General features: G+C 60.6%; 13 protein-coding genes. 3 read left to right on the forward strand and 10 right to left on the reverse strand.

Annotated elements, in window-relative coordinates:
• Positions 1 to 40: 40 nt before the first annotated feature.
• The 6 genes from QP045_RS01075 to QP045_RS01100 form a co-directional block, all read right to left on the reverse strand.
• The gene (locus QP045_RS01075) at positions 41 to 562 is read right to left on the reverse strand and encodes a hypothetical protein (RefSeq protein WP_422513101.1); all 522 of its coding nucleotides are present in this window, start codon (positions 560 to 562) and stop codon (positions 41 to 43) included.
• Entirely contained in the window at positions 559 to 2,133 is a 1,575-nt protein-coding gene (locus QP045_RS01080; RefSeq protein WP_422513102.1) for a DNA cytosine methyltransferase, read from the reverse strand. The genes QP045_RS01075 and QP045_RS01080 overlap by 4 nt, the downstream gene beginning before the upstream one ends.
• A 74-nt stretch (positions 2,134 to 2,207) precedes the next feature.
• Positions 2,208 to 3,413: a hypothetical protein gene (locus QP045_RS01085; RefSeq protein ID WP_422513103.1), complete on the reverse strand. Its 1,206-nt coding sequence runs from the start codon at positions 3,411 to 3,413 to the stop codon at positions 2,208 to 2,210.
• A 74-nt stretch (positions 3,414 to 3,487) separates the two neighbouring features.
• Complete coding sequence (locus QP045_RS01090; RefSeq protein ID WP_422513104.1) at positions 3,488 to 4,225, reverse strand: hypothetical protein; 738 nt, start codon at positions 4,223 to 4,225, stop codon at positions 3,488 to 3,490.
• Between the two features lie 124 nt (positions 4,226 to 4,349).
• On the reverse strand, positions 4,350 to 5,174 hold the full coding sequence (locus QP045_RS01095; RefSeq protein WP_422513105.1) for a transglycosylase SLT domain-containing protein: 825 nt from the start codon (positions 5,172 to 5,174) through the stop codon (positions 4,350 to 4,352).
• A gap of 10 nt (positions 5,175 to 5,184) precedes the next feature.
• Entirely contained in the window at positions 5,185 to 7,800 is a 2,616-nt protein-coding gene (locus tag QP045_RS01100; protein WP_422513106.1) for an AAA family ATPase, read from the reverse strand.
• A gap of 131 nt (positions 7,801 to 7,931) precedes the next feature.
• On the opposite strand from QP045_RS01100, the gene QP045_RS01105 reads away from it, so the two are divergent.
• From QP045_RS01105 to QP045_RS01115, 3 genes are read left to right on the forward strand one after another with little or no spacing between them, the layout of a single operon-like run.
• Entirely contained in the window at positions 7,932 to 8,447 is a 516-nt protein-coding gene (locus QP045_RS01105) for a hypothetical protein (RefSeq protein WP_422513107.1), read from the forward strand.
• Entirely contained in the window at positions 8,444 to 8,731 is a 288-nt protein-coding gene (locus QP045_RS01110; protein WP_422513108.1) for a hypothetical protein, read from the forward strand. The genes QP045_RS01105 and QP045_RS01110 overlap by 4 nt, the downstream gene beginning before the upstream one ends.
• Complete coding sequence (locus QP045_RS01115; protein WP_422513109.1) at positions 8,721 to 10,058, forward strand: hypothetical protein; 1,338 nt, start codon at positions 8,721 to 8,723, stop codon at positions 10,056 to 10,058. The genes QP045_RS01110 and QP045_RS01115 overlap by 11 nt, the downstream gene beginning before the upstream one ends.
• A gap of 54 nt (positions 10,059 to 10,112) precedes the next feature.
• Here the strand turns inward: QP045_RS01115 and QP045_RS01120 are convergent, their stop codons facing one another.
• The 4 genes from QP045_RS01120 to QP045_RS01135 form a co-directional block, all read right to left on the reverse strand.
• The gene (locus QP045_RS01120) at positions 10,113 to 10,448 is read right to left on the reverse strand and encodes a hypothetical protein (RefSeq protein WP_422513110.1); all 336 of its coding nucleotides are present in this window, start codon (positions 10,446 to 10,448) and stop codon (positions 10,113 to 10,115) included.
• Between the two features lie 64 nt (positions 10,449 to 10,512).
• The gene (locus QP045_RS01125) at positions 10,513 to 12,585 is read right to left on the reverse strand and encodes an ATP-dependent helicase (RefSeq protein WP_422513111.1); all 2,073 of its coding nucleotides are present in this window, start codon (positions 12,583 to 12,585) and stop codon (positions 10,513 to 10,515) included.
• A 37-nt stretch (positions 12,586 to 12,622) separates the two neighbouring features.
• The gene (locus tag QP045_RS01130; protein ID WP_422513112.1) at positions 12,623 to 13,303 is read right to left on the reverse strand and encodes a hypothetical protein; all 681 of its coding nucleotides are present in this window, start codon (positions 13,301 to 13,303) and stop codon (positions 12,623 to 12,625) included.
• A 95-nt stretch (positions 13,304 to 13,398) separates the two neighbouring features.
• Complete coding sequence (locus tag QP045_RS01135) at positions 13,399 to 14,454, reverse strand: ribonucleotide-diphosphate reductase subunit beta (protein ID WP_422513113.1); 1,056 nt, start codon at positions 14,452 to 14,454, stop codon at positions 13,399 to 13,401.
• Positions 14,455 to 14,585 lie beyond the last annotated feature (131 nt).

Raw genomic sequence — 14,585 nt, forward strand, 5'->3', positions numbered from 1 at the left:
GATCGCGACCCTCTGCAGGCAAAGCCATCCGCTGGGCCGGCTAATCCGTACGCCCGACCTCGGCGCTGATCTGACCCCGGGGGCGCCACGCTTGCGGATCAAGGTATCCTTCCTCCACAAGAATGTCCCACCCCTCCTCGGCGGTTCGGAAGATGCGGTAGGGGATCTGCTGATCCGTGCACCATTTTTCGAAATCGATTTGCCCGGGCCGCTGCGCACCACGCGAGGACTTGCATTCGAGAGCAAGAGAGCGATCTGAACGGCAGAAGACGTAATCACTCCAGCCGATGATCATGCCGAGTGCCTGAGCCTTGGTGTAGCGAATTTGGGCTTTCCGGCGGAGGCTTTTCCGCACCTCTTCATCAGCATGTCCGCCGCTTTCGCCGGCTATCTCATTCGCAATATGGTTCCAGATTCCTCGGACGTACCCCTCCATGGTCCAGACCCGCACGCGGTCGACGAACCGCTTTGCTTCGGTGTCTTCCGCCCCATAGCGGAGGTGATCTGCTTTCGGCCGGTCCATAAGGCGGAAAAGGTACGGCTTGACCGCTCTCATGATCATGCGGCCTTCAGCAGCACCGGACGTGGCCGCGGCGGGCGCACGTTGGCAGCGATAATCGCTGCCGCCATCGGTGGGGGAACGGAATTGCCCAGGAGCGACGTTTGTTCGGTCAGGGTGAGCGGCCTTCCCGCTGAGGTTCGATCGATGTGGTAGCTACGGGGGAAGCCGTGGCTGGTCGCCATCTCCCGCGGGGTGATCATTCTCATGCCGATGTCGCCAATACGCATCTCCCGGCCCCCATAGATGAGGCGTCCCGCGCTGTTGAGCTGCACCTCGCCCTTGGCGTAGCGGCGGTAATCCCAGAGGAACCGGGCGACTTCTTCGCTCCGGTCAACCAGAACTGGAGCCGGGGCCGTCGCCTCGCCGACATGTGCCGTAATCACAGCATGCTTGTTGCCGCTGGCGACCATCGTGCCAAGTGGCTTGGTGACCCCCGGGACGCGGGGATGCTGCCCTTCTCGTTCTCCGTATCCTACCTGAATGATAGTGGGGGAGACAAAGCCGAACTCGCCTCGATGGGCGGAGGTGATCGTTCGCAAAGTGTCTCCGGCACCGTAGACACGATCGTCGCCAGCATGAGTCAGCGGCACCACAAGGCCGAAATGGTTTGCCGTCGTCTGTGGCGGGAGAGTTTCGTTGAGCCCACGCCCGCGGAAGCCGTCATCCAGGCGCTTTTCCCCGTAGTATGAGACGATGCAAGGCTCGCTGTTTTCGATGACCTTTATGTACATGCCACGAGCAATACGCCGCATGGTCTTCTCAACCAGTGGCCGTTTGACGCCAGCAAGTTTGCCCTCCTCCTTCGAAAGGAAGATGCTGTGCACAGGTTCATTAAAGTCGAGGACGTCACGGCCAGTCAGCCACGGGCGAAGCCCACCCTCAAAGAAGCCGGTTTGTGACTTGGTGTGCGTCGGCTGGGGCCACCGGATAGGGAGGCCATCGCAGCGAGCTACGAGAAAAAGCCGCCGCCTGGTGGTCGCTGCGCCATAGTCTGCTGCTACGAACAGCTTGTGATCAACCTGATACCCTAGCGCCTCGAGCTGCGAGCGCCATGCGTGAAACGTTTCTCCCATGCGCTTCTTGATTGGGATTCCGTTAGCACCAACAGGCCCCCATTTGAGGAAGTCGGGCACGTTCTCGAGGCAGATTACGCGCGGGCGTACGGCGCGCGCCCACTTGATAACGACCCAGGCGAGATCGCGCACCGGCTCGGACACGGGGGCCTTGCCTCGGGCACGGCTGAACGAGCGGCAGTCAGGGGACGACCAGAAAACGCCTACCTTCTTGCCGGCCGGAACGGCGTCGTGGGGCTCAACCGCGAAAACGTCATTTACGAAGTGCAACGTCTCCGGATGATTTGCTTCATGAACCCCAAGCGCAATCGGGTTGTGATTGATGGCTATATGGGGCGAAATCCCGAGGGCCATTTCGAAACCGGTCGAAACGCCGCCGCCACCCGCGAAGCTATCCACGATGATCTCATCGTCGCGCAGTTCGTAGCCGGCGCCCGGGTCGGGATAGTGAGCATCGCCGGCGTAATCCGGGGACCGCATGCGTGAGATTGCGTGCATGAAGAATCCTGACGTTAAAAGAAAAGGGCGACCCGCGGGCCGCCCTTCGTTCGATTGGTGTTGGCTGACTTGTTCTATCGCGCCGGCCCCATACCGGTTCGCGACTGCTGGAACTGATGGAACGCGGCCATGCGTGCCTGGTAGGACGCGGTACCTTGATTACCGCCGACCGTGCCCGGGTTCGCGGCCATGGCGGCGCCCTGAATGGCAACGCCCTTGGCGAGTTCGCTGACCGCCTCGTTGGCCTTCTTCGACACCTTGCCAAGGATGTTCGCTGCGCCAGCTCCGAGCCTGAATGCTTTGGTGTTGGCGACCTTTTCACGAGACCGACCCACCACTCCGCTGCTCTCGCGCTCGCTCATGGGGATGTTCAGCTCAGTCTCGAACTTCTTGATGCTCGTGGTGACATGGCCGAGTTCCTTCTGGATGCCCTCCATCGCTTTCCCGGCAAGACTGGCCTTGTTGCTCTCAATCTTTTTCTGCGCGCTTTCACGGTGCGTGGCAAAGCCCTTTATGAAGGACTTCAGGAGATGGAGCCCGTCTTCGCCCTTGTTCGGTTCGGGGCTCCAAAGCTCGTTGCTGCGCGAGCGCTTGGCTTGCAAAGCCCGCTGCTGTGAATCCCCGCGTATCACGTTCCATTCACCCAGCGATGCGCTGAGTGCGGTCTTGCGGCTCTTGCTCTCACTGAGATCGCGACGGTTGGCGAGTTGCCCGATATCCGCGGCGAGCGTGTCCAGATTACCAGGGCCGGGAACCGCCTGCTTCTTGCCCGTCTCCGCATTGGTCTTGAGCCGCTGGGCCAACGCCTGCTCCATCTCGGAACTGGGATTGCGCCGGGTAGCTTTTACCCATGCCTCCGTCGCTCGCTTAGGATCCTCGACCGCAGCTGCAATCCAGGCATTCTGCGTATTGATAAAGGTCAGGCGGCCCAGCTCACGGGCCTCTCCAGCCTTTGCCTTCCAACCCCAGTCAGTGTCCTTGATGGCCTTGTCGAGGAGGTTGAATGCTTGGCTCTCGCCCGCAGCGAACCCGGCGGGCTCGTGCGCACGGAAAGATCGAGCTGGGTCGCCCGATTGCGGAGAGAAATTCGGACGGGCGGGAGCTTCCTTCCCCATAGAAGCTTCGACTTGTTTGTCGGCGTGAGGGGGGGCCTTCTCAGGAGGGGCATGGCCTTCGGGAATTTGTGCCGCCTGCGCGGCTCCCCCGGCACTCGCTGCAACGGGTTCGATGGGGTGGAGGCCGTGCTCGCCTCCATTCTGGGGTACGACGTCATCTGCCATAATGGCCTCCGCGGGAGAATAGATTACGTCCATTTTAGGACGTCTCATCCTGCAACGGTAGGCTTTTTTCTTACCTAGCGGGTCGCAGCGAGCCGGCGGTCTATCTCTTCGTCCGAGAGGTGCACGTCTCCGCAGGGAGGCGAGGGCTCGATCGAGATGGCGCCTTCACCGTGCGCGGCGCAATCGACCTCGGGCAGTGGCGTCAGCTGTACAGAGGCGGGCTTCTCCGAATGCATCGCCTCGTGCCAGATCTGATGAGCGACCTCCTCGGGGAGACCGATCGCGGACGCCCAGCGAGTGAACCAGTCGAAGTCGTCTCCGGGGCTGGGGTGAAGCGCCGCGTAGGCGGCGGCAACAGGTTTTGCGAGTTCACCGGCCCGGGACTTATCCTTGCTGAAAAGCCGGGCTCGGTAGGCACGCTTCATCGCTCGTAGCGACGCGAGGGGCGGGATACCGCTAAAATGAACCCTTTGCACGTGAGCCCACAGGATCGGCCACTGTTCGACGAGCTCCTGGATCGGCTCGCCAGCGACAGCGTCGAACATAGAGCCCAAGAGCTTCTGCTGTTCGTGCTCCTCGAAGCGCTGGGTGAGCGGACGCAGGCCCCAATTTGCCGCAATCGCTCTATGCGTGAGGTGTGTGACCTCACGCATCTGCGCGCCGTTTAGGTGTAATCCGTTGCCGGCGAAGCGACCCAAAAACCCCATTCCCGCGCAGGCCAAGCCGATGAACAGGGCCGCGTTCGGGTATCCCAGCATCAAGGCGGCTACATAGCCGACCAGGCCGGCCGTAATCGGCACCATCTTCGTCATAGCATTTTCCCTTCGAACCACTTCTCGATCCGAACTTCTTTCGAAAACTTCCTCTCGCAAGCGAGCAGGCTCATAGGAGCCGGAGGTATCACCTCCAGCTCCCCTCTGCCTCATTTTTTCGAAATCAGTTCGTCCAGGAAGCGTCCTGATAGAGGAGCTGCGCCATCATCTCTAGGTTGGGCCCGCAGCCGGGGCGATCCGAGCCGAAGATCTGCCCCCACCGCCGCGTTACCAGACAGACGTAGTTTGCGCCCCGCCACTGAGTCCGGCTGTGATAGGCTCCCACAGCGCGGGTCCATGTTCCGAGTTCGCGCTTGAGCTGGCTCAGGTAATAAGCTGCGTACTCGACGTTGTACTGGGGCGCCAGAAGTGTCTTCCAGTCATGGAACCTGTTGCCATGGTGTTTGAGGCTGATTTGCATGCAGCCCACATCCACGTTCTGAACCCCCCAATTTGCGTCTGCGACGCGCACCATGTCGTTCACGTCTCTTGCCGAGTAGGAGCGTCCGCCGACATTCATTGCAAAGGGGTTTGGCCGCCCGCCTCGTCCGCTTTCGGTGAGGGAGATCGCGTGCAAGAGATATGGCGGAAGGCCATATCGCCGCTCCGCATGCCGGATGTAATACTCGCAGCGGTCCGGCGTCATATCAGTGCCGTACCCACGAGCCGCAGACGAGGTCGGTGCTGCGGCAGCAATGACCTTCTGGTTGTAAACGGAGACGGCTTCCGAGGGCAGGGCACCAACCCTACCTCCGGCCGCACGGGCGGCACGTACTGCGGCTTGGGTATCCTTGATGACAGAGGCTACCGTCGCTGGCTCCCAGCTTTTCATGCGCTGTGCCTGTGCTGCTCGCCCCTTGCTGGGACCAAACACCTGTGCCGACGCGTGCGAAGGCACCGCAACTGCGAGCGCCGCACTGACGACTGCGATGATTTTCGCCTTCTTCAAGGGTGGCTCCTTAGAAAGCGACATCTTCTGCCATCGACCGGAGGCCGGCATCTTCATGGGTGAGGTCTTCCGAAGGTGTGAGCTTGCGATCGCGAGCGCCGTCTTCGTTCCCAAAGTGATCGCCTGCGGCTCCCATTTCATCTCCGTAGCCGTCGTCCGCTTCCTCCCGGATTGCATCAGTCAAGGTGGTGACGCGAGTGATCGAGTCCTCTTCGTTAATGGCGATCTGGATGGCCCGCTTAGTGCCCACCAAGATGCAAAGGCGCTTGGCACGCGTCACGCCCGTGTAGAGGAGCGTGCGCTTGAGCATAGCGTAGTGGGACGTGGTGACTGGGATCACCACGGCCTGGTACTCTGACCCTTGGCTCTTATGGATGGTCAAAGCGTATGCCAGAGCGAGGTTCGTCAGATGGCGGCCTTCGAACGTCTGGATGGATCCGCCGAAATCGACGTGGGACCTGACCGCATGACCTGCGATATCGGTGTCGATCGAGATGATCGTGCCGGTATCTCCGTTGAAAATATTGCGATCATAGTCGTTCTCGAGCTGGATGACCTTGTCGCCTGGTCCGCCTTCCGTCTGGATGAGCGATCCATCTGCTTTCTTGGCCTTGTCCGAGAGAAAGACGGAACCCTCGCGCCGGGAATGCACGGACAGGGCATCCAAGTCGCGCCCGGAATAGGTATAGCGGTGGCCTCCGAAATTCACGTGAACCTGCTGCCGATCATCGCGATCGCGATCGATCGCAATGACGGGCCCTGGCATGTTGGCTTGGACCTCGGCGTAGACAGCAGCCGATTGCACCACCTTATCGCCTACGCAAATTTCCATGCCATTGCCGACCCTTGCCCAGACTCCGTCATAGCGTTGGCGTCGCAGGCCGTTCTGGATCCGACGGTTGATCGCTACGGTACCGACCGTGTTGATCCTTGCAGGGCAGAGTACCTGAATGCTCGCCGGGTCTAGGTTCAGCGATGCCAGGTATTTCGGGAGATTGTCGACGTACATGTCGACGATTCTGTCCGCAACGTCCTCAGGGTCCGATAGATCGATGTGGACGAGGTCGGATTTCCCGGGAAGCCCCATCTGGGGCATTTGCCCTTTGCGGATTGAGTCCGCGCCGAGGGCAACAGCCGAGCCGGCGGCTTGCCGCCAGATCTGCGTCAGACGGACATGTGGCACCTGGCCGCTGGCCAACATGTCTGCGAGGACCTTGCCCGGTCCGACCGACGGGAGCTGGTCAGTATCTCCGACGATCAGGACGCGGCCCTGCCCCCACGCCCGGCTCAGGTCTGTCATGATGTTGATGTCGGGCATCGACCCTTCATCGATACAGATCATGCCGTATTCGAGGGGGTTGGCCTCTCCGCGGTCGAACCCCCCCTTCTCGGGCTTGAACTCCAGAAGCCGGTGGATGGTCTTGGCCTCGAAGCCTGTTGACTCCGTGATGCGCTTGGAGGCTTTGCCGGTCGGAGCGGCAAGCGAGAACTGCCGGTTCTCCGGCGCTTTCATCAGGATCCGGGGCGAAAGCATGCGCCACGCCTCGCAGATCACCTTGAGAGTGCTGGTCTTGCCGGTACCGGGACCGCCCGTAAGGATAGCGAACCGCTCTTGGAGAGCCATGATCGCTCCCGCGCGTTGTTCCTTGTTGAGCGTGATGGACAGGTTGACGCATGCCTTATCCACCGATTGCTCGATGGCTTCCATCCCGAAATCTGGCACATTGCGGTCACGCAGCTTTCGGACCAGGCGCCGGGCGAATTCGCGCTCGAGCCTGTTCAGCTTCACGAGCGCCCAGGCTCTCTGCCCACGGATGCGGGTGGGAACAATACGGCGAGGGGACAACTCCTCGAGTTGATCCTCGATCAGCCCCTCGCCAACGTAGAGCTTCTGCCTGCATTTTTCGAGCAACTGGCCATGATAGAGGGCGCAATCGCCGCTTAGAGATGCCTCTCGCAACGTCTCGATTATGCCAGCCCGGATACGAGAGGGCGCTTCCTTGGGAAGTCCCGTGGACTGAGCGATCTTGTCGGCCGTCGCGAACGCGACCCCGTCGAGATCGAGGATCAACCGATAGGGATCGGTCTGCAGGACAGACTGAGCATCCCCCTTATAACGCTCGAAGATCTTCCTCTGAATGGCAGGCCCGATATCGTGAGCAGCAAGCATGCTGCCGACGGCGGCCTCGGCGGATTTGGCGGTGATGGCCTCAATGATTTTCGGGGCCTTCTTCTTGCCCACGATAGCTATGACATCCTCATGCCCTTCGATGAGGCGGTCGACGGTCTCGAGGCCGAACCGCTTGACGAGCTTGGCGGCCGTGGTCGGGCCGACGCCCGGCAACTTGGCCTTGGAGAGCCATCTCTCGATACCGCGCAGCGTCTGGGGCATCCGCTTAACAGCGCGGCTCACCGAAAACTGCTGCCCGCGGGGGCCCTCCTTCCACTTGCCCTGAAGCTCGACGTCGTCGCCGACCTGGAACCCGTGCAGGGCGGCGTAGCCCACGACCACGGAACGACTGCCGTTCGCGTCGTGGACGGACATAACCGTGAAGCCATTGTCCTGCGCCGGGCCGAAGATGATGCTCTGCACACTCCCCTTCAGCTCTTCTTCGATCATAGCCATACCTCGGTTGTAGGATCAGATTGCCGGAGCGGCAACATTGTCGGATGAAAGACGGGGGATTAGTCGTTTGCCAAAGCCAAGTGCCATCCTATAACGCTGGTCAGGATAACTGCGTCATCAGGGAGGCTCCGATGGGACCGAGCGAATTTCCGCTCTACGACGAAGCGAAGGAGAGGGGTCTCTCAGTCTTCGAGAGTAATGGAATGCCGAAATTCAACCGGCGTCGGATGACGCAGGAGGAATACGTCCACATGACGAAGCAGGAGGGTGATCTCTTCGCGGTGTTCAAGGACGAGTTCGGCGCGATCGGCATCGAACAAGCCCGGATCGACGACTACCGTCAGATCGTGCTCGACGAGATCATCGCGCATAACCCCTTCGGCGACGAGATGGCTGAAGACGAGAGCAACATTGAGTTTCTCATCGGGATCGTGATGATTTCCAATGCCTACGGCTATCAGTTCTCGAACTTCGTACACCTTCTGCGTCACGATGGCTCGCAGGTGTATGACTCGCTCGCGCTCGGCCTGTGGGTCAGTGTCAATCAGTCGTTCTTTCGGCCGCCGATAGACCTCATGATCTCGGAGGCGGAGCACGACATGGACGCGCTCCAGTCGCAGCGTGAAGCCCTCGAGGACGCGGCATGAACAACCGGTTTCCCAGCATTCTCTTCCTCGGCCTGATCGTCGCGCTCCTCGCGACGATCATGAATGAGTGGGTCTTCTGGGGGGTTATGCTGGTGGGTGGAGCCGCCCTTGCCGTCGTAGTCTACAAGCTGGTGAGCCGCGGCTTATTCACGCCTCCCAGTGTCCTGCTGGACGAGGTGAGGAACAAGTTCGGCACGAACACTGCTCCGGACGCACATGACGAACGCCGTCTCGACGAGAAGGAACTGGGCCGCCTTCATAGGATCAGCAAAGATGACCAATAAGATGAAGTCCTTGTTCATTGCGATCCTGGCGATCCTGGCCTTCACTGCTGGGAACATCGCCGTCGTAGAACCTGCCTACGCACAGAACAATCCGCCACAAAGCGCGCCCAGGCCGGTCACGACAGCGGAGTCGGGATTTCTGCCGGACCTGAACATTTTCACGCCATCGAACACGAAAAATATCGGTGAATCGGTCTCGGATTTCCTCGGCCTCTATAACACTACGTGTTGGCCCTGCATGATCTTCGACACGTTCGCGGCAACCATGTTCTCGAAGGGGCAGGAAGTCTCGGGCCGTGCAGCCGACCCCATGCGGCGCATCATTGCCTCAGTATCTGTAGTCTTCTGCCTCGTGTATCTGGGTGGCGGTCTGGTTGCCGGCGACGCGTCCGACATTGCCCGCCGCTGGACCACGGTCTGGAAGTTCCTTCTGGGCGCTGCCCTCGGCAGCATATTCGTCGGTAGTGCGTTCGAGAACATGTGGAGCTGGGTGTATGGGCCGGTAATGGCCGTGCCGATAGCTATCAGTCAGGAGTTCGGTCAGGCGGACGCGAATACCCTGACCATCGCGGGAAATGCGGTAGCGTGCTCCTTGTCGTCTCCGTCGGGCCCGCAGGGTTCTGCTGGGATTGTGCAGGGCATGCAGGGGATCGTCTGTGGCGGCCATCGCCTGAGCGGAGCAGGGATGGCTTACGGCTGGGCTCTGATGACCCACACGAACGGATTCTTCGGCACTCTTACCAATTTGATCTGCGGCCTGATCCTGATGTCGGTGTTCTGCTGGGTCGCGATTACCTTCCCCCTGCGCTTCATTGATATTCTGATCCGCCTGACGATCATCGGTATTCTCTCCCCGGTGATCATCGTGCTGGCGGTTTTCAAGCCGACGAGGAGCTACGTCACCACGGCCATTCAGAACGTGCTATACGTGGGCTGCTTGTTCGCTTTCACCGGGATCATGTTCAATCTCGGCGCGTCTGTCTTCTCCGGAGTGCTAAATGCTTCGCTTGCTGGCATGCAGGGGGCTTCGGAAGACGCTTTGACGACCATCGTCAACGGGATCATCCTGATCGGCGGCGGTATTGTCTTCTCCGCGATGATCCAGATGGCTCCGGCGCTGGCTAAGGAGTTCTCGGGCTTCTCGGGTAGCGGCGGCGGCGTCGGTGACGCGGTGGGCGGCGCAGTCTCGTCGGCGGCGAGTGTGGCCGGCAAGGGGGCTGGCGCGGCGCTTGGCGCGCCGATTGCCTGGGGGAAGTCCTACGCTGGCAGCCAGGTGAACGCCCGGGTCATGAGCGGCAAGATCGCTCAGGCTCTCGGCAAGGACTGATTGCCCCGTCCGTGGGTAACTGAAAGGGGAGGCGAAAGCCTCCCCTTTCTCGTTTCAGGCGGAGTAGTAGCCGATCTCGGGAGAGAAGCGCCGCAGCGGCGCTGGCACCTCGGACGTGCCCATGAGGAGGATCTCGTTCTCGTCGAGGACGTCGGCATGGGCGTGATGGAGTATTCCAAGAATCGTGTCGCAGACGTCGTCGTCAGGCCCCTCTACGGCGTCGCCGTCGAGCGGGATCGCGTAGAGTGCGGCACTCTCATCGACCAGCCACTGGTCGTCCTTCCATTCGGGAGCCTCGACATAGCATCCATCGCCGTCGGCGGCTTCCTGGCAGGCGTCATCGCCGTACTTGCAGGCATGACGGTATTCGCCCTGGTAGCAGTACGCCAAAAGACGCCACGGACAGGGTCCGCGGCGTCGAGTTAGTCAGCTATATGGGCCTCTTTGGGCCGCCTCAGTCGTACTCCGGCTGGTTGTCGATGTAGATGACCGAGTCCGGCAGCTCATCAAGGAAACGACTGGGGCTCGCGGGCTTGAGGTTCCGTTCGCCTGTGGTGGTCAGAATGAGCGTTTCCCGAGCTCGGGTGATCTCCACATAAGCGCAGCGCCGTTCCTCCGCCAACTTCTCCCCCTTCTCCTGAAGAGACTGCCAGGAGGGGAAGACATTCTCTTCCCAAGCGATCCCAAAGACGACCGGCCATTCGAGGCCCTTCGCGGCGTGGATGGTGCCGAGCCACACGCCTGTTGCGTTACGGCCGCGCCCCTCGTCAGCGAAGCCGATCTGCTCAATGAGTTCAGTCGGCCCCATTGTCTTCCCGAGGATTTCGAGATCGGCAAGGCTGTCGAGACGATTGGTCAGCAACTCGGCTTTCTTGCTGTCTCCGGAAAGCTGCGCCTCCTCAAGATCGCTCCTGAGTGCCGCACGATACCCGGACTCTTCCATGAGATAGGAGAGCATCTGGCCGGCACTCGCATCCGTCCAGAACATGGCGTTCGCCTTGGTCATGATCTCGCCGAACTCCCTGACCCGGTCGGGCGTCGATCCGGGGAAGGTCTTGGACTTTGCAAAGGATTCGACGACCTGCATCAGCGACAGCTCGATTCCCTGCTTGCGGGCGAGTTCCGCAGCTTCGAGGATCTTCTTGACGTACGTATCGCCTACGCCTCGCCTGGGCACGTTGATGATCCGATCGAGCGCAGTTCCGTCGTCGGGATTCACCGCGAGCCTAAGGTAGGCTAGGGCATCCTTGATCTCTGCCTTCTCCTGGAGCTTCTGACCGCCGGATACCACATAGGGTATGCCTGCCATTGCCAGCCGCTGCTGGATCAGCTGCAGAGGATCGCTGGCCCGCGAGAGGATTGCGATGTCGGTGGGAGCCATTCCGCCCGCGATGGCTGCTTTGATCTCGCCGGTGATCCAGCGGGATTCGGTATCGGAGTTGATGAAGTAGCGGATCACCACGGGATCGGGATCTCGCTCTTCCCCGTTAGCCTTGGCAGGAGGCTCCTTGTTCGTGAAGAGCTTCTTGCCGAGCCGGTTGCGGTTGCGGGCGATGATGCCGTTCGCCGCTTCCAGGATCGGCTTGTACGAACGGAAGTTCTCTTCGAGCTTGATGGTCTTGGCATTCTCGAAGTTGCGATTGAAGTCGAGGATGTTCTCGATTTTCGCTCCACGCCAGCCGTAGATCGACTGGTCATCGTCGCCGACGACCGAGATGTTCGGATTGTCGCCCAGCACATACCTCAGCCATTCGTATTGAAGGCCATTGGTGTCCTGATACTCGTCGACTACCACGTGGCGCCAATGCCCGCAGACTTCTTCGGGTACAACTGCCCCGCCAGCGAATGCGTCGTGCACGATCTGGATCATGTCATTGAAGTCGAGGCTGTTGAGTTTACGTTTCTCTTCGCGGTAATCATTGTAGATGCCGCGGATGTCGTAGTCGGCCTCGCCGATTTTCCGCGCCATCGAGTGAGGGTCGTTAGCGACCTCTTCGATGAACTTCTCGGCCTCCTGGATCGTCTCCTTGTCGACGTCCTTGCCCCAGCGACGCTTCGCGAGGTTGCGGATGATGCGCTTCGTTTCGGCCGGATCGAGGATGACGTAATCCTCTGGCACGCCGAAACGGTGGTAGTGTTCTCGGAGGATCCGCCCGCTGATCCGGTGAAAAGTGCCCACGGACAGGCCGTTCAGCTCGTCGTCGAGCTTGTGCTTGATGCGCTCTTCGAGTTCCGCTGCAGCCTTGTTCGTAAAGGTAATCGCCAGGATCTCTTCGGGACGTGCGTCTCCGCTGGCAATCAAATGAGCGATTCGACGCGTCATCGTTTCGGTTTTGCCGGTGCCGGCGCCGGCGAGGATCACGAGAGGGGATCCACGGTGCAGCACGGCTTCGCGCTGTGGGGCGGTGAGCCCTACCAGGAGCGCTTGGGCGCGCTCACTGGCGGGGGAGGGCCGCACCGCCGGCTCTGGTGGCGGCAGGTCATCGAAATAGGGGACGAAATCGTCATCGTCGAAGCGTGTGGCCATGATGTCTTTCTCGTGTCAGGTTGCAGAGGCCGTTCCGTCAGGCCGCGGCCGCATCCTTCACGAGCATGTCGAGGACGAGGCCGGTCCAGGTTTCCGGTTCGGCTGAAAGGTTGCCGACGCGGCCGGCAGCGAGGGCCGAGATCTCCTCGAACTGTGCGCTACCGATGCATTCCTCGAACACGAGCGGTGCGATCCCAGCCACGTCGATGTCGAGGATTGCGACGAACCCGAGGTGTACCTGATCCACCGGTGTGGTGGTCACGTGGATGAGGTGACTCCATTCGAGGGCGTTCTCGGGCACGTCCATGGCGATCTCCTCGGAGATCTCGCGGATGGCCGCGCGCGTGAGGGTCTTCAGCACGTCGATCCGGTTCACGGGCGTTTCAGCGCCCTTCTCGCTGACGAGGGTCTCGTCGACTACCACGTCCGGAAGGTCGATATGGCCACCAACCCCGACCGAAAACTTCCCGTGGAGCCTGGCCTCGCTACCGCTCGCTTCTCGGACGTACGCCAGAAGGCGGTTCTTGTGGCGGACCAGCACGTACGGGATGAACTGGACGAACGATGTGTCCTCTTCGAGCATCGGCCGAGGCCCAATCCAGGCCTGCGCTTTGAGTACCGGGTCGAGCCCGTCGGCTCCAAGAGCCCGGATGCCAAAATCGAGGCCGCCAGGCAGAGTGTCAGCCTTGAGGGCCAGGATGTGCGCTTGCTTGCTCATGAGTTTTCCTTGCGTGAACAGGTAGAGCCGGAAATGAGAGGTCCCGGCGGCCATGGTGGACCGCCGGGACCGATGTGATCGTCAGATCGCGGCGATCACGAGTTCGCCGCAGCAACACCGTCGAACAGGCCTCCGGAGAGGACTTCGTCCACCGCCGGCGACGCGAGGTTGGCACGCTTGCGCTTGTCGAAACTATCCCAGACCTCGTTCCAGTTACCGCGGGTCGCGCCCTTGGAGTATTCGGTCGCGCGCTGCTCGAAGAAATTGGCGTGCTCGACGCCGTTCAGGAGCGGCACCAGCCACGGCAGCGGGTGCTCGTCGATCATGTAGATCGGCTTCATGCCGAGCTGTCCGAGGCGCCAGTCGGCGATGTAGCGAATGTACTTCTTGATCTCCTTGGGCGTCATGCCGTTGACCGGGCCCATCTCGAACGCGAGGTCGATGAAGTTGTCCTCGAGCCGGATTGTCGTCTGGCACTGGTCGGCGATGTCGTCCTTCACTGCCTTAGTCAGGCACTGCCGTTCCGCGCAGAAGGCGTGGAACAGCTTGATGATGCCCTCGCAGTGCAGGCTCTCGTCACGCACCGACCAGCTGACGATCTGGCCCATGCCCTTCATCTTGTTGAAGCGCGGAAAGTTCATCAGCATCGCGAACGACGCGAACAACTGAACGCCCTCGGTGAAGCCGCCGAACATCGCCAGGGTGCGTGCGATATCCTCGTCGGTATCGACGCCGAACTTGTCCAGATAGTCGACCTTGTCCTTCATTTCGGCGTACTGGAGGAACGCCGAGTACTCGGCCTCCGGCATGCCGATGGTATCGAGAAGGTGGCTGTAGGCCGCGATGTGGACCGTCTCCATGTTGCTGAACGCCGTCAGCATCATCTTGATCTCGGTGGGCTTGAACACGCGACCATATTTCTCGTGGTAGCAATCCTGCACCTCGATGTCGGCCTGGGTGAAGAAGCGGAAGATCTGCGTCAGCAGGTTCCGTTCGTTGTCACTGAGCTTTTGCGCCCAATCGCGACAATCCTCGCCGAGCGGCACTTCCTCCGGCAGCCAGTGTACCTGCTGCTGGCGCTTCCAGAATTCATAGGCCCAAGGATAGCTGAAGGGTTTGTAGACCTTGGTGGCTTCGAGAAGGGATGCCATGCTCGTTTTCCTAAATGCGCAGTGTCCTGTCCTTGCGGACGGGAGAAGATAGAGACGCGCGTCGAATGGAGCGCGATACTATTTGTGACTAGTAACTAAGCAGTACGGCGGTACTGCTTAGCAAAACCTAC

This window comes from Sphingomonas sp. 3-13AW (assembly GCF_049311085.1).
Lineage (GTDB): Bacteria > Pseudomonadota > Alphaproteobacteria > Sphingomonadales > Sphingomonadaceae > Sphingomonas.